The sequence below is a fragment of the Maribacter sp. 1_MG-2023 genome (assembly GCF_030547005.1).
In the GTDB taxonomy this organism is placed as follows: Bacteria; Bacteroidota; Bacteroidia; order Flavobacteriales; family Flavobacteriaceae; genus Maribacter.
On record NZ_JAUOPN010000020.1, the window covers coordinates 44,882 to 66,487 of the forward strand.

Annotated in this window: 15 protein-coding genes; 8 read left to right on the forward strand and 7 right to left on the reverse strand. The window is 35.8% G+C overall.

All coding sequences use genetic code 11. From position 1 onward, the window contains the following. Positions 1-13: 13 nt before the first annotated feature. The 5 genes from Q4500_RS17225 to Q4500_RS17245 all read left to right on the forward strand — a co-directional run bounded on the left by Q4500_RS17225 (position 14) and on the right by Q4500_RS17245 (position 5,814). Positions 14-1,120, forward strand: coding sequence for a histidinol-phosphate transaminase (locus Q4500_RS17225; protein WP_303600821.1), 1,107 nt, complete (start codon positions 14-16; stop codon positions 1,118-1,120). Positions 1,121-1,183: 63 nt separating this feature from the next. Next, a complete protein-coding gene (gene hppD, locus Q4500_RS17230) occupies positions 1,184-2,314 on the forward strand; it encodes a 4-hydroxyphenylpyruvate dioxygenase (RefSeq protein WP_303600822.1) in 1,131 nt (376 codons plus the stop codon). Between the two features lie 162 nt (positions 2,315-2,476). After that, on the forward strand, positions 2,477-3,637 hold the full coding sequence (locus Q4500_RS17235; protein WP_303600823.1) for a homogentisate 1,2-dioxygenase: 1,161 nt from the start codon (positions 2,477-2,479) through the stop codon (positions 3,635-3,637). Between the two features lie 12 nt (positions 3,638-3,649). Further along, positions 3,650-4,885, forward strand: coding sequence for a fumarylacetoacetase (gene fahA, locus Q4500_RS17240; RefSeq protein WP_303600824.1), 1,236 nt, complete (start codon positions 3,650-3,652; stop codon positions 4,883-4,885). Between the two features lie 32 nt (positions 4,886-4,917). Beyond that, positions 4,918-5,814, forward strand: coding sequence for a flavin reductase family protein (locus Q4500_RS17245; RefSeq protein WP_303600825.1), 897 nt, complete (start codon positions 4,918-4,920; stop codon positions 5,812-5,814). Here the strand turns inward: Q4500_RS17245 and Q4500_RS17250 are convergent. Both Q4500_RS17250 and Q4500_RS17255 read right to left on the reverse strand, forming a co-directional pair. Continuing rightward, positions 5,811-8,237, reverse strand: a complete 2,427-nt coding sequence (locus Q4500_RS17250) for a carboxypeptidase-like regulatory domain-containing protein (protein WP_303600826.1) — start codon at positions 8,235-8,237, stop codon at positions 5,811-5,813. The genes Q4500_RS17245 and Q4500_RS17250 overlap by 4 nt on opposite strands. 26 nt (positions 8,238-8,263) lie before the next feature. Beyond that, on the reverse strand, positions 8,264-8,806 hold the full coding sequence (locus tag Q4500_RS17255; RefSeq protein WP_303600827.1) for a DUF4287 domain-containing protein: 543 nt from the start codon (positions 8,804-8,806) through the stop codon (positions 8,264-8,266). 250 nt (positions 8,807-9,056) lie between these two features. Between Q4500_RS17255 and Q4500_RS17260 the strand changes: the two genes are divergently transcribed. The 3 genes from Q4500_RS17260 to Q4500_RS17270 are packed head-to-tail and all read left to right on the forward strand — an operon-like array spanning position 9,057 to position 15,834. Next, positions 9,057-12,380: a DUF2126 domain-containing protein gene (locus Q4500_RS17260; protein ID WP_303600828.1), complete on the forward strand. Its 3,324-nt coding sequence runs from the start codon at positions 9,057-9,059 to the stop codon at positions 12,378-12,380. Continuing rightward, a complete protein-coding gene (locus tag Q4500_RS17265; protein WP_303600829.1) occupies positions 12,380-14,941 on the forward strand; it encodes a circularly permuted type 2 ATP-grasp protein in 2,562 nt (853 codons plus the stop codon). Before Q4500_RS17260 ends, Q4500_RS17265 begins: the two co-directional genes overlap by 1 nt. Before the next feature lie 2 nt (positions 14,942-14,943). Beyond that, entirely contained in the window at positions 14,944-15,834 is an 891-nt protein-coding gene (locus tag Q4500_RS17270) for a transglutaminase family protein (RefSeq protein WP_303600830.1), read from the forward strand. Positions 15,835-16,031: 197 nt separating this feature from the next. Here Q4500_RS17270 and Q4500_RS17275 read toward each other — a convergent pair whose 3' ends face one another. The 5 genes from Q4500_RS17275 to Q4500_RS17295 all read right to left on the reverse strand — a co-directional run bounded on the left by Q4500_RS17275 (position 16,032) and on the right by Q4500_RS17295 (position 21,552). Further along, a complete protein-coding gene (locus Q4500_RS17275) occupies positions 16,032-16,697 on the reverse strand; it encodes a response regulator (RefSeq protein WP_303600831.1) in 666 nt (221 codons plus the stop codon). A gap of 3 nt (positions 16,698-16,700) precedes the next feature. After that, positions 16,701-18,365 (reverse strand): ATP-binding protein, encoded by a 1,665-nt coding sequence (locus Q4500_RS17280; RefSeq protein WP_303600832.1) that lies wholly within the window; start codon positions 18,363-18,365, stop codon positions 16,701-16,703. 207 nt (positions 18,366-18,572) lie between these two features. Beyond that, on the reverse strand, positions 18,573-19,241 hold the full coding sequence (locus tag Q4500_RS17285; RefSeq protein ID WP_303600833.1) for a bifunctional 4-hydroxy-2-oxoglutarate aldolase/2-dehydro-3-deoxy-phosphogluconate aldolase: 669 nt from the start codon (positions 19,239-19,241) through the stop codon (positions 18,573-18,575). Between the two features lie 8 nt (positions 19,242-19,249). Continuing rightward, positions 19,250-20,470, reverse strand: a complete 1,221-nt coding sequence (locus tag Q4500_RS17290) for a 6-phosphofructokinase (RefSeq protein ID WP_303600834.1) — start codon at positions 20,468-20,470, stop codon at positions 19,250-19,252. Positions 20,471-20,505: 35 nt separating this feature from the next. Beyond that, positions 20,506-21,552: a sugar kinase gene (locus Q4500_RS17295; protein WP_303600835.1), complete on the reverse strand. Its 1,047-nt coding sequence runs from the start codon at positions 21,550-21,552 to the stop codon at positions 20,506-20,508. Positions 21,553-21,606 lie beyond the last annotated feature (54 nt).

Genomic DNA, 21,606 nt, shown 5'->3' on the forward strand with positions numbered 1-21,606 from the left:
AAGAAGAAGAAATATGCAACTAGGTTTCAAGAAATATATATTAGAAGACAGTACCTATAAAGGTGGTGGAAAGAAAATTGTTATGCCCGATGGTGTTACGGTACACAAGCTTTCATCTAATGAGAATCCGCTAGGGTATTCCCCAAAAGTAAAAGAAGCATTAGCAAAAACATTAGACGATTTAAGTTTCTATCCAGATAATACTGATATCAAATTACGTGAAGCATTGGTAAAGGATTTTGATGGTGCTTTAGTTGCCGACAATTTCATTACTGCAAATAGTGGTTCTGAAATTATTGATATGATTTCGAAGGCATTTTTGAATGAAGACGATGAGGTAATTGTGAGTCAGCCATGTTTTCTTCCATATACAGCATTTACTCGTTGGATGGGAGCAAAGGCAATTAATGTTCCAATGACCGAGAATTATGACTATAATCTAGATGGTATTATAGCCGCAATTACAGAGAAAACGAAGTTGGTATTTCTAGCATCGCCTAATAATCCGTCAGGAAATTACATTCCTATGACAGAGTTACGAAGCTTTATTGAGAAATTACCTGAGCATGTTGTTTTGGTATTAGATGAGGTATACAGGCATTTTGCAGAAGCAGAAGATTACACATCAGGTTTACCGTTTGTGGTAGAAGGTAAAAATGTAATTGCCATAAATAGTTTTTCAAAAACGTATGGTTTAGCAGGTTTACGTGTAGGGTATTGCTATGCTCCGTTAGAAATCAGTAATTACATGCGTAGAATTTGTAAGCCATTTTTACTGTCTTCTTTAGCTTTAGAAGGTGCTATTGCAGCATTAGAAGATGTAGATTTTGTAAATAAAACGGTGGCATTGGTGAAAGAGGAAAGAAGGTTTGTTTTGAACGGACTTGATGCTTTGCAGATAAAATACTGGCCTGCACAAGGTAATTTTGTGTTAATAGACCCGCCAATCAATGATATGGAATTTACTTCGTTTTTAGAACAACGTGGTATTATGGTACGCCCGGTAGGTAATTTTGGAGCCCCTGGTAAAGTGAGAATTTCATTCGGGGTAAGAGAGGCTAACAAAGCACTTTTAGCAGCACTTGAAGTATTGATGAAGTCGCAAACAACAACAGCATAATTTTTTTAATATACATGTTGTATATGCAACAATAAACGAAATAAAAATATAAAACCCAACAGTATGTCAACAGCAACAGTAGCAAAGAACGATCACAAAGAGGCACAAGATTTTATGCCAATTAATGGTACCGATTATTTAGAGTTATATGTAAGTAATTCTAAGCAAGCGGCACATTATTACAAAACTGCATTCGGCTTTAAATCTTTAGCGTATAAAGGTTTAGAGACTGGTAGTAGAGAATATGAGTCTTACGTATTAGAACAAGACAAAATAAGGTTAGTATTGACTTCTCCACTAAGAAGTGGTACTGATGTAGGTAGACATATTGACAAGCATGGTGATGGTGTAAAAGTTACTGCGCTATGGGTTGATGATGCTACGTACGCGTATGAAGAGGCGATGAAAAGAGGTGCCAAAAGTTATATGGAACCTAGGACAGACAAAGATGAAGACGGTAAAGTAGTTACCTCTGGTATCTATTCTTATGGTGAGGTTGTACACATTTTTGTAGAGCGTAAAGATTACAACGGAACATTTTTACCAGGATATCAAAAATGGGAATGCGATTACCAACCAACTTCTACAGGGTTAAAATTTGTGGATCATATGGTCGGTAATGTTGAAGAAGGAAGAATGAACTATTGGGTAGATTTCTACGCAAATGTTATGGGCTTCAAGCAAATTATGTCTTTTGACGATAAGGATATCTCTACGGATTTTACGGCATTAATGAGTAAGGTAATGAGCAATGGTAACGGTCGTATTAAGTTCCCAATTAACGAGCCGGCACCAGGTATGAAAAAATCTCAAGTAGATGAGTATTTAGAATTTTACGAAGGTGAAGGTGTTCAGCATATTGCCGTTGCAACAGACGATATTGTAAAGACGGTTTCAGATCTTAAAAGTAGAGGAGTAGAGTTCCTAAACATACCAACTACGTATTATGATGTATTGACCGAAAGGGTAGGTGAAATTGATGAGGATATTGAATCATTAAGAAAGCTAGGTATTTTGGTTGATCGTGATGATGAAGGATATTTATTGCAAATTTTCACGAAAACAGTACAAGCAAGACCAACAATGTTTTTTGAAATTATTCAGAGAAAAGGAGCTACTTCTTTTGGAAAAGGAAATTTCAAGGCATTATTTGAAGCTATTGAGCGTGAGCAAGAATTAAGAGGAACATTATAAGTTCAACAGATTTCTTGAGCGACCAAGAATAGCGTATTTTTAAGAGAAGAATTAGTTACATACCTCGTGGAATTTTCGCGAGGTATTCTTAAAACATAAATTCAAAAGTTCGGGGTAATCCTCGTAGTTTTTAATCTCGACTTTCGAGTAAAATCAACGTATATGCCTATATATCATAAGCAAGGAGCGTTGCCGCCTAAGCGACATACGCAGTTTAGAAAACCAGATGGAGAGTTGTATTCAGAACAATTGTTCGGTACTATAGGTTTTGACGGTATGTCCTCTTTATTATATCACCACAATAGACCAACAATGGTCAAGGAGATATTAAAGAGTACAGATGTTTCTCCGAAAATTGCTTTGGAGAAGAATATACGTTCGTTGAAATTAGTGAGTTTTAATGCTCCCGCAAAAGATGATTTTTTAGAAGCTAGAGAGCCGCTTTTGGTGAATAGCGATATTATTATCGGGGTAGCGGCACCAAGAAAATCGTTACGAGAATATTTTTATAAGAATACCGATGCCGATGAAATGCTCTTTATACATAAAGGCACAGGGGTATTAAGAACCATTTTCGGGCAAATTCCGTTTGAGTATGGAGATTATTTAATAATTCCGAGAGGAACGATTTATCAGATAGATTTTGATAGCGAAGACAATCGTATTTTGTTTGCGGAATCGTACTCACCCATTTATACGCCAAAGAGATACCGTAATTGGTTCGGGCAATTATTGGAGCATTCTCCGTTTTGTGAGCGCGATTATAAATTGCCACAAAATTTAGAAACGTTTACCGATACCGATGAGCACTTGATTAAAGTGAAGAAGCAAGGGGTCATTCATGAAATGGTCTACATAGGGCATCCTTTTGATGTTGTAGGTTGGGATGGATATAATTTCCCGTACGGATTCTCAATTCACAATTTTGAACCCATTACAGGTAGAGTTCATCAACCGCCACCAGTACACCAAACATTTGAGACGAATGCTTTTGTAATTTGCTCTTTTGTGCCAAGGTTGTACGATTATCATCCACTGTCGATACCTGCACCATATAATCATTCGAATATAGATTCTGATGAAATGCTATATTATGTTGACGGAGATTTTATGAGCAGAAACGGAGTGCAGCCAGGTAACATATCTCTCCATCCCGCAGGCATACCACATGGTCCGCACCCAGGAGCAGCAGAACGCAGCATAGGTCAAAAAGGTTCAGAAGAACTAGCGGTTATGATTGATACGTTCAAGCCATTGATGGTTACCGAAAATGCCTTAAAATTAGACGACGGAGATTACTACAAATCGTGGTTGAATAAATAAAAAAACAAGCACTTGACAACACTAAATACATGGGTGTCAGTACCCGCAAATTCAGATTTTTCTATCTATAATCTCCCTTTCGGAATCTTCTCTGTAAACGGTGAAGCTCCAAAAGCAGGTATTGCAATTGGTGAGAAGATAGTTGATTTGGCAGCTGTTTCAGAATTAGGTTTATTAGAAGTCAGTGCTTCTTATTTTCGGCAGAAAACCTTAAATGAGTTTATCGCATTAGGTAAGAAAATAACGAATAAGGTCCGTTTAGATATTCAAAATTTATTGATATCTGAGAATTCTCCGCTGAAAAATCATCAAGAAGTTTTTGTATTGCAGAAAGAAGCGAAAATGCATTTACCGGTTCATGTAGGCGATTATACAGATTTCTATTCAAGTATAGAACATGCTACCAATGTGGGTAAAATGTTCCGTGATCCAGAGAATGCCTTATTACCAAATTGGAGACATATTCCGGTAGGGTATCATGGTCGTGCTTCATCAATTGTGGTGAGCGGTACAAATATTCACAGACCCATGGGTCAAGTGAAAACCAATGATATGGAAGTGCCCGTTTTTAAAGCTTCAGGCAATCTAGATTTCGAATTGGAAATGGGCTTTATAGTTGGTAAAAGTACCGAACTAGGAGAACGCGTTTCTACAAAACAAGCTGCTGAGCATATTTTCGGATTAGTGTTGTTCAATGACTGGTCTGCCAGAGATATTCAAAAGTGGGAATATGTGCCTTTAGGTCCGTTTTTAGGAAAAAGTTTTGCATCTTCTATGTCACCATGGATTGTTACGTTAGAAGCCTTAGAGCCATTTAAGATTCAAGGTCCTGTGCAAGAACCGGCTGTATTATCGTATTTACAGTATGAAGGAGAAAAGAATTATGATATTCAATTAGAGGTCGGCATGTCATCAAAAACATCAGGTGAAACATCTATTAGTAAGTCTAATTTCAAATACATGTATTGGAATATGATGCAACAATTAGCACATCATACCGTAAACGGCTGTAATTTGAATGTAGGTGATGTAATGGCGTCTGGAACGATATCAGGTAAAGATGAAAGTTCATATGGCTCATTGTTAGAAATCTCTTGGGGCGGTAAAAAACCGTTTGAATTACATGATGGTAGTAAACGTACTTTTATAGAAGATAATGATACGGTTACTATGCGAGGTTTCGCAGAAAAAGAAGGTAAGAGAGTAGGATTCGGTGAAGTAATCGGAACCATTTTACCAAGTAAATAAAATAAATTTTTAAATAGCTTAATAGTAGCACAATGTCAAAGAACGAAGAAATCAATTCTATAGATCCAAACAGTATTTCTCAGCAAGAATTACATGGGTATTTATTGTCGGCCGTAGCACCAAGACCAATATGTTTTGCCAGCACTATTGATAAAGATGGTAATGTTAATTTGAGTCCGTTCAGCTACTTTAATCTATTCAGTGTAAATCCGCCAATCATGATTTTCTCACCTTCTAGACGTGGTAGAGATAATACGACCAAGCATACGTTAGAAAATGTTTTGGAAGTAAAAGAAACGGTAATCAATATCGTGAATTATGATATGGTAGAGCAAATGTCATTGTCAAGCACGGAGTATGGCGACGGCGTAAATGAATTTGTAAAAGCAGGATTCACACAAGTACCTAGCGATAAAGTGAAACCACCAAGAGTAGGTGAGGCACCGGTGGCATTTGAATGTGTAGTAGATCAAGTAATAGCCTTGGGTGACGGACCAGGGGCAGGTAATTTAGTACTCGCCAAAGTTGTTCAGATTCACGTAAAGAAAGCGTTTTTAGATGCAGAGGGGAAATTAGATACTCCCAAATTAGATTTAGTGGCTCGTATGGGTGGTAATTGGTATTGTAGAGCCAATGGCGATGCTTTATTTGAAATACCTAAACCAATACGTACCAAAGGAATAGGGGTAGATATGCTACCGGAAGCTGTACAGAACAGTACTGTATTAACAGGTAATAATTTAGGAAGGTTAGGGAATTTAGAACAGTTGCCAACTAAAGAAGCTATCGCGAAAATCACAGAACACGCTGAGGTGAAATCTATTCTTAATGGAGATGAAAGTATCACTGCATTGCACAAACTAGCACAACAATGGTTGGCAGATGGTAAAACTGAAGATGCATTGGCTTTGTTGCATTTGGGGTCTTAACCTTTTATTTCAAATGTAAAGTCTATTGGTTTTTCTTTCCAAAATCCATCGTTTGATTTTTTTTGATATCCTTTTTTTAATTCTACAAGCGGTCTGTTTAGAATATGTATAGATGACGTTTCAATGTTGTTCGAGATTAGTTTACTTTCGTTAAAAGAACTATATAAATATTCATGTTCAAGTGATGATACCACTGAATCTGTAGAGAATTCTAACACATTGAAAAAGTATCTTCCATTTACGTTTTTATAGGTCTCAACAATTTTGTGGTTTTGTTTTACTAAATTCTTAGATTTTTTAGTTTTATATTCTGCACGCTCAATTTTATGTTCATACTTCAGTACAGCATAGTTTTCAGTGTCAATGTAAATACTACCAGATGAAGCTGTTGGTGCTGGGTATCCAAACCCTGTAGAATAGGAGCCAGGAGAATTATTTGTAAAATTTATCTGATAAACTTCTTGACCTTCATAGTGTAATATTTTTTGTTTTTTTAAATCATAAGAAGTGGTACGATAAAGAACGTTCGTTTTACTTAAAATAATATCTCTGTTTAAAACAGCCCATAATGAGCCTATACCATGATACCATTTGCTTTTTTCGTATACATCTGTATTGGTTCTTAAATGTTCAATTTCTCCAAAAATGTTATTCTCAGGTTTATTGCTGCCATTGATTCCTTTTTTATTATAAGTTTTAATAAATGCTTCTTCACCTATAGATAAAGAATCTTTAGTGTTAAATTGGCTTACTTTAAACAAGAATTTTTGATTGTATGGTGTTTGTGTGTAATTAATTTCAATATTGTTTCGAGCCTTTTCAATAATTTCTTCTGCGCTCAATTCTACACGTTCAGCTATTACTACTACCTCATTTAAAATAATATCATCTTTAGATTTTTTAAGACGGATGTTAATTTGTTTTGTAATTGAATTGGTAGAAATAGAATCGCTTTCATACCCAATAGCAGAAAATATTAAATAACCATTTGTGTTTTCTTCACGGGCAATGTTGAACTGCCCATTTGAGTTTGATATTGTACTTGAATTTAAATTAGAATAGTATATGTCGGCATAATTAATAGGTTCAGAAGTATCATCGTCAATTATAGATCCGCTTATGCTGCTGCCTTTATATGTAACTGTCTTTATTTTTTCATTATCGTATTCAATATACTTTGGAGGGTACATTTTTTCAATGTAATAAATACCATCAAAAATATTTTCCCAATTGGCGGATAGCGGAATGTAGCCTAGAGCAGAAGAATAAAATTGATACGGAATATCATTTAAAACATATAGCGCTGTTTTAATATCCTGATTTTTAAAATCGGATTCAATACTATTGGCTGGTGGTTGTAAAATTGGAGAAATCTGTTCTACTAAAAAATCAAAATAGAAACCTTCATAAGATGTAAAAGCTAAGCTAAACAACTTTGAGCCATATTTTTCTTTAAGTATTTGACCCATTGGTACGGCATATTTCAAATCTTTTATTTGCGCAATTTCTTCTTTAGTGTTGGTATGGCTATCACCGTGAATACTGTCTGTGACTGCAATTTGTTTTTTAATGTAATTTTCAGTTTCTAAGGTGTACTCGAATTCATTTAATTTATTCGCAAAATGATAACTAGCGCCCCATCCAATTATTTTTTCATTAGGGTAAAGGTCTTTAATGAAAATCAGATTTTCAGCCATTTGTTTATCCCTGGGGTTTTGAATGGCTATTTTTTCTTTTTGTAAACTTTTTAATCCAAAATCCAAGTCAGAAAATGCACTCTTAAATGTTTGAACTATCACTTTTGTTTCAATATCATTTTTAGGGATCTGGTCAATTTTATCAATGACAGCATTAATATTGTTGTAAAGGTTGGTAGAGTCTTTTTTGTTAAAAGCATATTTTTCAAAATCTCTAACAACCATTGTCTTTTCAATTTCTATGTAGTCTTCATCAGAAATTACAATGTTATTTTTAGAGCAAAGAGATTTAAAGTCGTTGAGAAAATATTCTTCAAAAAGATTTGATTCTTGAGAATCGAATCCGAGAATTTTCAATTCCGGGTGTGTTTCTAGATAATTTAAAAGTTTTTGAAAAACTTCGGTGGTGGTATACAGCCAACCAACACTTTGCTTGAAAATGTCGACTTCCTCCTTTTGACTTTTATAAAGTTCGTTTGCTTTAAAATTATCATACATACCGCTCTCAAAAACTAATAGATTATACCCATAGTTGTCATGCAGGTCTTTTATCATTTCTAGCTTTTTGTCAAAAACGGCACCATCTCCATGAGTTTGCTCTCCAAGTAAAATGATTTCAAATTCGGTTGGTGATATTCCTTTAAAAAGTAAATCTTGACTAAAAAGAGTACTAGTAGATATGAGATTTAGAAAAAGAATCGAAATTACTATGTATATACTTTTCATTGTATTTTTTCAAGAATTAAACAAACTTACTCCGCTTTCTCATAAGCTTCCTTCAACCAGTCAATTAATTCGCCATCAACTTGGCTGGCATTAGTGAGTTGAACTCTATGTGTACACATGCTACCAAATGGTCCTGAAGATTCTAGTCGGTCTGTGGTTGGTTTATCTTTTATTTTCAGTCCTAGGTCTATTCTTGTTTTGGTAGCGGGTTTTATTAGTGCAAATTGCTTTTTGCGAATAATACTTACCGTAGTTTTCTTTGGAGTGATGGTAACATCATTACCAAATGTTTTTACCACTTTTAATAGAGCTTCGTAAATAGGGGTTAAATTTTCCTTCCCTTTATATTGCTGGGCTACTAAATCGGCAGGAGAATTATTTTCTTCTTTTGATAAAGAGACAATAGTATTTGCAAATCCGTGTGTTACACCGTGCTCTTTTTTTAAAAAATTGACACTTTCAGAATGTTTAGAAAACGATTTAGTTTTTAATACATCTTTCCATTCGGTTAAAGATTTCCCAGTTTTCTCGGGCATATTATCAATCATGGTTTGTAGTGCCTTGTCCATTTTTTTTAGAGTTTGGTATAAAAGTCAATTTACGAAAATTAAAATGTTTATGTGTACCGCTACTAATTCATCTTTCTTACCTAATTGTTGTATCCAAAGAAAAAACAACAATACTAAGTTTACATTGGGAATCTATCAATAAAATTGGCTTCAACTCTTTTATATATAAAAATTTGGCGATTAAGTAATTGTGTGTTCTTTTTGCTGTTATTAGTGCTTATATTAGTTAGTACTGAAATCCCACTGTATTATGGCTTTAAAAGTTGCAATTAAACACAAGACAAAATATATTTATGATAGAAGCATAAATCTATCTCCACACATATTCAGGTTACGACCTGCGCCACATAGTAGAACACCAATTGAGGCTTATTCCATAAAAATAAAACCAGAAAATCATTTTTTCAATTGGCAGCAAGATCCTTTTGGCAACTATATGGCTCGTATTGTCTTCCCGGACAAGACAACCGAGCTTTCTGTCGATGTAGAGATCATTGCAGATTTAAAGACGATTAATCCGTTCGATTTTTTTGTTGAAGAAGCGAGTGAAGAATTTCCTTTTAAGTATTCTGAAGAAGCTAAAAAGGAGCTTTTACCTTATTTAGAAAAAGTAGAAAGTGGTCCACTTTTGCAGGAATGGTTGTCTCAGATTGATTTAACTCCACAAAGAAGTATCGATTTTTTAATTGGTCTTAATGCTGATCTGTATAACCACCTAAACTATACTTTACGTATGGATCCCGGAGTACAGACTTGCGAAGAAACATTAGAAGGTAAATTGGGATCTTGTAGAGATTATGCTTGGCTATTGGTACAAACATTACGTCATTTAGGTTTAGCGGCACGTTTTGTATCTGGGTATTTGGTACAATTAAAATCTGACGAAAAATCATTGGACGGGCCGTCTGGTCCTGAAGAAGATTTTACTGATTTACATGCATGGGCAGAAGTATATTTGCCAGGTGCCGGTTGGATAGGCTTAGACGCCACCTCTGGTCTTTTTACTGGTGAAGGTCACATTCCTTTGGCATGTACGCCATCTTATGAGAGTGCAGCTCCTGTAAGCGGATTTACAGATTTTGCAGAAACCACCTTTGAATTTGAAAATTCGGTTACTAGAATATTTGAATCACCACGAGTAACAAAGCCATATACAGAAGAGCAGTGGAATGCTATATATAATCTTGGTTTTAAGGTAGAAGAAGAATTACAGGCAAATGATGTTCGCTTGACCATGGGTGGTGAGCCCACTTTCGTTTCTATAGATGATATGGAGTCTGAAGAGTGGAATACTGCTGCAGATGGGCAACACAAAAGAGAACTGGCAAGTAAGTTGTCTATTCGCTTATTAGAGGTTTTTGGAAAGGGCGGATTGCTGCATCATGCACAAGGTAAGTGGTACCCAGGTGAGGCACTACCTCGTTGGTTGATCGGTATTCACTGGAGAAAAGATGGAAAACTAATTTGGAAAGACCCAAGTTTACTGGCATCATTTTCTGAGGAATACAAAATGCCAAGAAATATCACCAAACGATTTTTAAAGACTTTGGGCGGCTATTTAGGCTGTAAAACCAATAGTGTAATGCCAGCTTATGAAGATGCTTTTTATTTCTTGTGGGAAGAAGGGAAGTTACCTGTAGATGTAAACCCAAAAAAATATAATAAAGACGATACCCATTTACGTAAAAAATTAGGGGAGATTTTAGAACAAGGGTTAGGGAAAACTGTTGGTCATGTGTATCCGTTGATTAAAAAAGATAATAAATGGTTGACCAATAAATGGGAATTTAGAAATAAGAATTTACTGCTTACTCCCGGTAATTCGGCAATTGGCTTGCGTTTACCTTTAGCGGCATTGCCAAAAGATCCGCCGATTCCGTCAGAACCAACGGCAGAGGTAGAGTTGTTTGAAAATACTCCCGATTTACCTATGACTGATGACGCTTTACAAAAGCGAATGAAGTTGAAATCTACTTCGCACCCAAGAAAGCACCCTTATGTACGTACGGCAATTTGCGCTGAGGTTCGTGAGAAAAAGTTATTTCTATACTTACCGCCATTAGACAGTGCAGAAGACTTTTTAGACTTGGTAGCATGTATAGAAGCTACTGCGAAAGAATTGAAAGTACCTGTTATTTTAGAGGGTTACGAACCGCCAAGAGATAATAGGTTAGAGGTGTTGAAGGTGACGCCTGATCCAGGGGTGATTGAAGTAAATGTACATCCTGCTAAAAACTGGCAAGAATTAACAGATAATACCTTGACACTTTATGCCGAAGCAAAACAAGCCCGTTTAGGTACAGAAAAATTTATGTTAGATGGCAAGCACACCGGTACAGGTGGTGGTAACCATGTAACTTTGGGCGGAGTAACGCCAGCTGATAGTCCGCTATTGCGAAACCCTCAATTACTGCGTAGCCTATTAACATTCTGGCAACATCATCCAGGCTTATCTTACTTATTTTCTGGTGCCTTTATAGGTCCTACAAGTCAAGCGCCACGAGTAGATGAGGCAAGGTTAGAGAATCTGTACGAACTTGAAATTGCCTTTTCTCAAATACCGGACGATGAAGAGGTCCCGTTTTGGATTACCGACCGATTATTCCGTCACCTATTAACAGATATTACGGGAAACACCCACAGGGCAGAATTCTGTATAGATAAATTATACTCGCCAGATTCTTCTTCTGGTCGCTTAGGTATATTAGAACTGCGTGCTTTTGATATGCCACCACATGCACAAATGAGTTTAATGCAAATGTTGCTGGTGCGTACATTGGTATCATGGTTTTGGAAAAAACCGTACAAGCATGATTTGGTACGTTGGGGTACTGAGTTGCATGACAAGTTCTTGTTAGAGCATTATGTAAAAGAAGATATAAAAGATATCGTAACGCAATTGAACGACGCGGGTTATCCGTTTAAGCTAGATTGGTTTGATCCATTTTTTGAATTCCGTTTTCCATTATACGGTATGGTGGAAATAAATTCAATTCAGATGGAATTACGAATGGCGATAGAACCTTGGAATGTGCTTGGCGAAGAAATGACCGGTGGTGGTACATCGCGTTATGTAGATTCGTCGTTAGAACGTGTACAGGTAAAAGTGAATAACTTTAATAGTAAGCGATATATATTGACCTGTAATGGGGTAAAAATAGAGCTCAGCTCAACCGGTACAAAAGGAGAGTATGTTGCTGGTGTTCGTTTCAAAGCATGGGAACCATGGTCGGCATTACACCCAACTATCGGTGTAGATACTCCGCTAGTTTTCGATATTGTTGATGATTGGAACAAGAAATCTATTGGTGGTTGTACTTATTTTGTAGCGCACCCTGGTGGGCGATCTTATGATACGTATCCGGTAAATAGTTTAGAGGCAGAATCGCGTAGAATCAATAGATTTTGGGATATTGGGGTAACACAAGATGAGGTAACTCCTACTGAATTGGTTGCTTCAACAAATTTTACGGGTAGAATGGTTGAACCTAAGGCAGGTTCAAATACATTTGTATACAAAGAGATGCCAGTTAACCCCGAGTATCCACATGTAACAGATTTACGTAAGAAGTAATGCCAACAACAAAAACGAGCTGGTTTAATAATTATGACACCCAAAAGGGCAATGATGAAATGTATTCATTGAACAATGGTATGAAGCCCTATTGGAATAAATTATTAAGCGAATTTGACACTTTAGGAGTAACAGGATTAACCGCCCGCCAAAAAGATATTGACTGGTTGTTATCAGAGAACGGTGTCACCTATAATGTATATAACGACCCAAAAGGTTTACACAGACCTTGGAACCTGAACGTGGTTCCATTTATGTTGCACCAAGAGGAGTGGACCAAAGTAGAAGCAGGATTGAAGCAAAGGGCAGAACTGCTCAATTTGGTTCTTAAAGATGTCTATGGCGAACGAAAACTGATAAAAAATGGCATTGTGCCCTATGAAGTTATTTATGGCCATCGTGGTTTTCTAAGGCAATGTTCTGGTATGGAACTTAAATTAGAACAGTATCTATCCACTTATGCAGCAGATCTTTGTCGTGGTACAGATGGGCGTTTATGGGTAGTGAATGATCGTACGGAAGCACCTTCAGGAATGGGGTATGCGCTAGAGAATAGATCTACCACCAGTAGAATTCTGTCAGATATGTACGCAGAAATGAAGGTGAAGCGATTATCTGGCTTCTTTCAAGAATTCAATCAAATGCTTATTGATGCGGCGCCTGGCAAAAAAGAAAATCCTACAATTGTAATTCTTACTCCCGGTTCACATAACGAAACCTATTTTGAGCATGCCTATATGGCTTCGTTCTTAGGATATCCTTTAGTTCAGGGTAATGATTTGGTAGTGCGAGATGGTTTTCTTTGGATGAAATCATTGCAAGGCTTAAAGCAGATAGATGTTGTTTTACGTAGAGTAGACGATGCCTTTACAGATCCGTTAGAATTACGTGAAGATTCTCATTTGGGTGTTGCCGGATTGCTAGATGTAGTACGAAGAAAAAATGTAGCCGTCATCAATCCTATTGGTAGTGGAGTAATTGAAAATCCGGGATTAATTCCATTCATGCCCGCAATTGCAAAGTACTTTTTGAAGGAAGAATTAAAACTACCTCAGATAGCGTCGTGGTGGTGTGGGCAAGAGAAAGAAAGAAATTATGTACTAGAACATATATCTGAATTAGTTATAAAGAGAATAGATCGCACCAATAGAGAGAGTATATACTTTTGCGAGCAAATGAGCGCTAAAGAATTAGCAGAGCTTAAAAAAGTTATTCTAGAACGGCCTTATCGTTTTGTAGCGCAAGAGCGTATAAATTTTTCTACGGCACCTAATCTTTCACAAGATAAATTAGAACCTAGAAATGTAGTCGCCAGATCATTTTGTATTGCATCAAAAGGTGAATATTCTGTTATGCCTGGCGGTTTAGTGAGAGTAGCACCCGATGGCGAAACGGTAAGAGTTTCAAACCAAAGAGGAGGCACCAGTAAAGATTTTTGGATATTAGATGACGCTGAAATAAAAGAAGATAAGAACAGGCATTGGCAAAAGAAATCATCGATAGCTATTTCTGGTCTTGATGATCTACCAAGTTTAACAGCCGAGAATTTATATTGGGCAGGTCGTTATGTAGGGCGTACATTGGTAAATGCACGTTTTTTAAGAACTGTAATGCGCCAAATGGCAATTGTTCAACATAGAGATGAAAAGCCAGATTCTGAGAAGCTTAAAGTACTGTTTAAAGCAGTTACGCAATTAACAGGTACATACCCAGGGTTCGTAGAAAAGGACAAAGACGGTAAACTGGCAATGGATAATCCGTATGAAGAAATGTTGTCGGTAATTCTAGATAAGAATAGAATAGGCAGTTTGGCGCATACCATTAGCATGTTCAGTAATTCTTATTATTCTATTCGTAATCTCTGGTCTTCAGATATGTGGCGTGTATTTGAAAATATTCAGAAACTGTGGAATGCCTTGGTAGATGGCAAGGATCATTCAATCAACAAAATATTAAAAGTGTTGAATCAATTAATTACTCGCTTAATAGCATTTATGGGGTTAATTGAAGAAAGCATCATGGTGCAACAAGGTTTGTTGTTATATTTCATCGGCTTGCAATTAGAGCAAAGCACTTTAAATATTACCAAATGCAGAGCCCTATTGACTATAAAATATGATGAGCAGGTAGAGTATGACCTATTAGAGTATTTATTGACCAGTCACGAAAGTTTAAATATTTACAGATATAGTTACCGCTCTCATATAGAGTTGGCACATGTGTTAGATTTGATAGTGTTAGATTTAGATTATGCACGTTCGTTAACTTTTATGATCAATCGCATTCAAAAAGATATTGCACGTTTGCCACATTCAAAACATGACCATCAATTAAACAATTATCAAAAGTATGTTTTCGAAGCATTTTCTAAGTTGAGGTTGGCAGAGTCTTCAAAACTGGCAATGACGAAGTCAGAAACAGATTTTAAACGAGAAGATTTAGATACGCTGTTAGAAGAACTATCAGATTTGTTGTACAAGGCATCCCAATCGATTTCAAATACCTATTTCAATCATACAGACAAGCAGACCCAATTATTTACACAGTCTTTTCCTATTTGATTATGATATTTAACGTTACACATATTACTAAGTACGATTATAACGCTCCAGTAAGCTATTGTCATAATATAGCAACGCTACGTCCCAGAGAATCTAAAGGGCAAGAGTTGTTAGAATACAGTATTGATATTTCGCCAGAACCGGCAGAAATAAGTGAACGAGTAGATTTCTTCGGTAATTATATTACTCGTTTTTCCATACAGACAGAACATAGAACCCTAAAGGTTACAACTCGAAGTAAAATTAAAAGAGAATACGCTCAGTTTCACGAATCTTTCAATAGTGATGCCTGTAAAAGTGTAACAATGAGTGATGCCCTTGCAGCATTAAATGGCATGCACCCAGAAATTCTAGAGGCAAAGCAGTATATACTAGAATCTATTTTTATAAGAAGAACAGATAAGGCAATTCGTGATTATTCCGAAATATCATTTAAAGGGAATAGGTCAGTTTTTGAAGCCGCTTACGAATTGATGCAACGCATTTATACCGATTTTGATTTTGATTCAGAATTCTCGACCATATCTACTCCTATAGAAGAGGTAATGAAAGAGAAGAAGGGTGTCTGTCAAGATTTTGCTCAAATTGCAATTGCCTGTATAAGATCTATTGGTTTACCGGCAAGATATATAAGCGGGTATATAGAAACATTGCCTGCCCCTGGTAAAAAGAAGTTGGTAGGTGCAGATGCGTCACATGCGTGGTTTGCTATTTTTATACCAGGCTTTGGTTGGGTAGATTTTGACCCTACAAATAATCAAATTCCAAAAGACCAACATATTGTAGTGGGTTGGGGTAGGGATTATTATGATGTGCCACCTTTAAAAGGTGTGGTGTATGGTAGTGGACAGAGTAAATTGCATGTATCGGTTGATATTGCAGCGGCAGTCTAGATTGGGTGTTTGGTTTAAAAATAGGCCATACCCACCAAATCGGTTAGTTCCCCCGAAATACCTTTTCGGTAGGATGGCCATAGCATTAATGTTATAGATATTAACTAGTGTTTATTCTTGTTTTAAGTAGGGCAAAATTAATACCATTCTATGAAAAAGCATTACGGTTTTCCGTAAAGCGATGTAAATTTCAGTTTTTAAATCAGCCCTAAATCTTTCACTATAGCCACAAGGTGTATAGCATTGTTGGCATTGAATTGAATACGTAATTTATTTAAACGCTTTTCAATAGAACTTAAGCTGGCAGGTGAAATATTCTCTTTTCTATATAAAGCACTAATTTCATCTTGAGATAATCCTTTACTTAAATTGTCTAGAAGAGAAATATCGTAATCATCTATCTCTAATTCATTTTCACTGCTAAAGGCATTAGCCACTTCAGGAGATAAAAAAGTATTGCCCTCAGCTATTTCAGTAATAGCTTGTGTAAGATTTTTGAGTCCGTTTCTGCTCTTACATACATAGGCATCAATATGATGCTGGGTAAATAAAGTTCTTACGGCTTGTAATCTATCTTCAACAGAATAGACAATGACTTTTAATTCTGGAAATTCTGTTTTTAATTTTTCTACTAGCGAATGCCCAGAAGGGTAGGTTTGTGATCTATGGTCTACTTTAAAAGATAGGTCAGATATTACCAAATCAAAAGACTCGCCATCTAGGTTGGCTCTTTTAGCTTTTAAGTATGCATCATCACAGTACTGTACTTGGTCTATTTGTAAAACACCTAATTCGGTCAGTAATGAAAATACACCTTTATTGATGTCTTCCATATCTTCCGCGATTAAAACTTTTTTGAACATGCGTTAAATTATTATTGATGCCTTAAAGCCATCACCTTGCTTAGATTCAAAATTAATAGTTCCATTTAAAGAAGCGATACGGGAATCCGTATGTTGAAGTCCATTTTTTTTAAAAAGATCACAACCAACGCCATTATCACGGTAAATTATTTGAATTTTAGCCCCTTCTTTTTTAAAAACTAGTGTAACAAAAGTTGCCTGGCTGTGTTTTCGCATATTGGTCATAAGTTCTTGTAAGACCCTATAAATAGCACTTTTTTTATGTTCTGTTACATTGTTCCATGGCATTTTAGAAAGGTTGCGGGTAATCACATTTACCTTGTTGTTTTTGTAGCCAAGTAATAAATCATTTAATTGAAGATCAAAATCATTTCTTAGGTCAATAGCACTATTTTCTCTTGAAATATCTCTTGTTTTGGTATAAATATTCTCCAATTCGTCAATAATTTTGCTGTCGATACCTGAATTATTTTCAAGTGTGGTCATCACTTTATACATGTCATTAGCTACTTCATCATGTACTTTTTTAGCAATTCTAGTTTCTGTTTTATAGATTTCTTCAATTTTAGCTTTGCGGTATCTGTTGCGATAGATAAAATAAGAACCAACTAAGATTAAAAAAATAATAAAGGCAAGCGATTGATATGCCAGTCGCTTACGAGATTCAATTTCTTGAAGAAGAATACTAGCTTGGGTTTTCTTTTGTTCTTCAGCTACATTGTATTTTAAAAAGGCATTTTTGTTTTCAGCTACCTGTTTTGCATTATTTATACTATCGTTCAATCTTTTGTATTCATGAATAAGTGGATTATTACTTAAGTTCATAAGATGTGATATAGAGTTAAGTTTAAAAGAGCTGCTATTAATTTTGGTAGATAGGTTTAGAGCCTTTTCAGCATAAAATATAGCCGTAACGGTATCTTCTCGGTCTAAATAATACTCTGATAAATGTGTGTTACTAGAATGAAGACCGGTAAGGTCATGGTTATTTTCTCGTAGATGTAGCGCTTTTTTTAAATTTGGTAATGCTTCGGGTAAATTAAGTTTGGATTGTACATAACCTAAATTATCAACTACCATTGCCAATTGTTGTTCGTCATTAAGTTGTAGTCGTTTTTCATGCAGTATAGTATATATACCTAGTGCATTTATATAATCTAGCTGATCTTTGTAAATGTTGGCTTTATTATTTAAGATTATAACACTGTCTTTTAACTTATTGGCAATAAGTAAAGCCCTTTCAAAAGTCTTTATGGCTTCTACATGATTACTTGACGCTCGGTAAATACGTCCTAGTTGATTGTAGATGCCAACTCTAGAGTTAATTAAAGTGTCTTTTGAAGGTATAGATTGAATAAGGTTCAAAGCTTCAACAATATGGTTTTCGCTATTAAAATTGTTCCCTATTTTGAACTCTGCAATAGACAGCAGCCGTAAATCATAAATAGCATTTAAAGTGTCGTTTAATTCTAAATCTTTTTCTTTCTTTTTGGTAAAAAAGTTAATCCCCGATGGTAAGTCATTTGGATTTACAGGGCTTATAATAGCTTTTCTATAATAACGAGAACTATCAGAAGAGATTTGTGCTAAGGATTCTAAGGGCAAGAAAAATGCAAGAAAGATAAAGATTAGACTGTAAGGGTTGAATGAAATTTTGCTGTAATCCATTCCTCTAAAGTAAATACATTTTATGTATTTATATTTCTGATTTCAATAATGATTTGTGTGAGATACACATTAAAAACAAAAAGAGCACCAAACTTCAGCGTAATGCCAAAGTTTAAATGCCCTTTTCCAACTAACAACTTAAATATGCACTTTTAAAAGGTTACATTGTATGAGTGTTTAATTCATGTTGTGTGATACCTCTATACTTTATGAACGTAATTTTTTTATTCTAGCCAAAGTATCTTTAACCAATGCTTCTAAACCAGCATAATCTTTATTTGCTAAAATATCTTTACTTATCAATTTTGATCCCATGCCAACACAAGTAACACCTGCATCGAACCAACCTTTAAGGTTAGCTTCATCGGTACTAACACCACCTGTCGGCATAATGCTTGTCCAAGGTTGAGGTCCTTTGATTCCTTTAACGAAACCAGGTCCGTAAAGGTCACCAGGAAATAATTTTACAATCTCACAGCCCATTTCTTCGGCTTTGTTGATTTCGGTTAATGAACCACAACCAGGAGACCATAATACTTTTCTACGGTTACAAACAATGGCAATATCTTCTCTTAAAGAAGGTGTTACAATGAAATTTGCACCAATAGACATATAGTATGAAGCGGCACCGGCATCTGTAATAGATCCTACACCCATAATCATACCCGGTAAATTTTTGATAGCGTATTTATTCAATTCAGAAAATACTTCGAAAGCGAAATCGCCACGAGCGGTAAATTCCATTAAACGCGCACCACCATCGTAACAAGCTTGTAAAACCTTTTTACCTAATTCTACATCTGGGTGATAAAATAAAGGAACCATACCAGTTTCCTTCATTACGTTTGCTACTTCTATTCTTGAATATTGTGCCATTTGTTTTTTTATTTCTCAGTTAAAATTTTGTTGAAATCGTAGTCCGAAGGATTGTCTAAATATTTTTTTGCATTCTCATAATCGTCTTCACCTACGTAGAATAAGTTTTGAAAGCATAATTCTGCCAATTCTGAATTGATATCTACCAAACGAGGGGCAATTTTACCGTTCTCATCTTGAATTTCAGATAAGAATAGCGGTGTAATTTCACCTCTAGAATTCGCTGTAACCATACAGCCACTTTTACCTTCGTCAAATAATTTTTTTACACCAAGACCTAGAACCGTACATAATGTAAGATCGAATCCAATAGGTCTACAACAGCGTAATTCGTAGCCTAGTTCAACAGGTCTACTTTTAATATCAATACCTAATTCCTTTAATTTTTTTTGAACGAGCATATTAAAAATATGCGCTTTACTAACATTGCCCAATTCTGGGTGTCCGTGATCATCATAGGTAAATTTAATATCACACTTATTTAATTCAGAGTCTGGCATGTTATGAAAAACACCTTCACTAATTAGTGCTACACCGTAATTAATATTTTCAATTTTACGTTTTATCATTGAAGAAATGACCATTCTAACCACTTTGTCAAAAGTGATAGAAGTGCGGTCAAACATTTCTGGTATAATCATCATAGGGTAGTGGCAGCTAGCCGCAATACCGAATGCTAAATGCCCTGCAGAACGACCCATGGTAGACATTACAAACCAGTTTTGACTGGTGCGAGCGTCTTCATAGGTAGTATTCCCAATACGTACACCTTCATCTTTTGCAGAATGGAAACCGAATGTTGGGTTTCTATCTGGTAACGGTAAATCGTTATCAATAGTTTTAGGTACGTGAATGTTGGCAATTGAAATACCTTCTTTCTTCAAAAAACCTGTAATTCTGTTGGCAGTAGAAGCAGTGTCGTCACCACCAATACTTACCAACAGTTTTACATTATTATCAATAAACAGGCTAGTGTTTAGTTTTTCGTTTTTAGGTTTAAAACGGCTCATTATTAATGTGGAGCCACCTCTACTAAAAATCCTGTCGGCATGGAAAAAATCGAATTCCTTGATTTGAGGATTTTCATCAAAAATTCCCTTAAATCCTTCATGTAAACCTAGAACGCGATAATTGTCTTTTAAGAAAGCCTTTGCCACGGTACTGATTACGGTATTTATACCGGGTGCAGGTCCGCCACCGCAAAGAATTAAAACAGATTTTTTCGACATTTTTTTATTTTCAGAAGGTCTAAAGCAATTTTTAATTATCTAGCAACTCTACCAGAAGCATCACCACCCATTAGTTTCTCTACTTCAGAAACTGTTACAAGGTTGGCATCTCCTTTAATTGTATGCTTTAAACATGATGCAGCTACTGCAAAGTCAAGTGCATTCTGATCATCTTCTGGGTATTTTAATAATCCGTAGATTAAACCACCCATGAAAGAATCACCACCGCCAACACGGTCAACGATATCTGTAATTTGGTATTGACGAGTTTCGTACATTTTGGTACCATCCCATAAAACACCGGCCCATGTGTTGTGCGATGCAGAAATAGAACCTCTTAAGGTTGTAATTACCTTTTTAGCTTTCGGGAATTTCTTCATCATCTGCTTACAAACAGATAAGAAAGCTTCAGCTTTTACATCAGCACCATCTTTATGAACATCAAGTCCTTCAGGGTGAATTCCAAAATGCTTTTCAGCATCTTCTTCGTTGCCTAAAATAACATCACAGTATTCAGTTAAACCAGACATAATTTTTTCTCTATGAGCTTCATCACAGAATGTCCAAAGTTTAGCTCTATAATTTAAATCTGTAGAAATAGTAATTCCTTTTGCACTAGCAGCTTTTACAGCTTCTAAACAAACATCTGCAGCCCCTTGAGAAATTGCAGGTGTAATACCTGTCCAATGAAACCATTCTACCCCTTCAAAAACAGCATCCCAATCGATCATGCCAGATTCTATTTCAGCAATAGCAGAATGTGCTCTATCGTATACTACTTTACTACCTCTAGATACTGCACCAGTTTCTAAGAAATAGATACCTAAACGATCGCCACCGTAAACAATTTTATCTACACCAACACCTCTTTTGCGCATTTCCATCATTGCACATTCACCAATATCATTCTTTGGTAAACGTGTTACGAAATCTACAGGAACGCCATAATTAGCTAAAGAAACAGCTACGTTAGATTCGCCACCACCGTAAATAGCATCAAATCTATTTGCTTGTGAAAATCTTAAAAATCCTTCTGGTGCTAAGCGAAGCATAATCTCGCCGAATGTTACTACTTTTTTCATGTGAATATTAAGTTTAATATATACTGATTTATCGTTTGTTTAATCGATTAACCA

Coding starts and splice junctions, on each gene's coding strand:
- Q4500_RS17225 (WP_303600821.1), top strand. CDS start 14: ATGCAACTAGGTTTCAAGAAATATATATTAGAAGACAGTACCTATAAA.
- hppD (WP_303600822.1), top strand. CDS start 1,184: ATGTCAACAGCAACAGTAGCAAAGAACGATCACAAAGAGGCACAAGAT.
- Q4500_RS17235 (WP_303600823.1), top strand. CDS start 2,477: ATGCCTATATATCATAAGCAAGGAGCGTTGCCGCCTAAGCGACATACG.
- Q4500_RS17245 (WP_303600825.1), top strand. CDS start 4,918: ATGTCAAAGAACGAAGAAATCAATTCTATAGATCCAAACAGTATTTCT.
- Q4500_RS17250 (WP_303600826.1), bottom strand. CDS start 8,237: ATGAAAAGTATATACATAGTAATTTCGATTCTTTTTCTAAATCTCATA.
- Q4500_RS17255 (WP_303600827.1), bottom strand. CDS start 8,806: ATGGACAAGGCACTACAAACCATGATTGATAATATGCCCGAGAAAACT.
- Q4500_RS17260 (WP_303600828.1), top strand. CDS start 9,057: ATGGCTTTAAAAGTTGCAATTAAACACAAGACAAAATATATTTATGAT.
- Q4500_RS17265 (WP_303600829.1), top strand. CDS start 12,380: ATGCCAACAACAAAAACGAGCTGGTTTAATAATTATGACACCCAAAAG.
- Q4500_RS17270 (WP_303600830.1), top strand. CDS start 14,944: ATGATATTTAACGTTACACATATTACTAAGTACGATTATAACGCTCCA.
- Q4500_RS17275 (WP_303600831.1), bottom strand. CDS start 16,697: ATGTTCAAAAAAGTTTTAATCGCGGAAGATATGGAAGACATCAATAAA.
- Q4500_RS17280 (WP_303600832.1), bottom strand. CDS start 18,365: ATGGATTACAGCAAAATTTCATTCAACCCTTACAGTCTAATCTTTATC.
- Q4500_RS17285 (WP_303600833.1), bottom strand. CDS start 19,241: ATGGCACAATATTCAAGAATAGAAGTAGCAAACGTAATGAAGGAAACT.
- Q4500_RS17290 (WP_303600834.1), bottom strand. CDS start 20,470: ATGTCGAAAAAATCTGTTTTAATTCTTTGCGGTGGCGGACCTGCACCC.
- Q4500_RS17295 (WP_303600835.1), bottom strand. CDS start 21,552: ATGAAAAAAGTAGTAACATTCGGCGAGATTATGCTTCGCTTAGCACCA.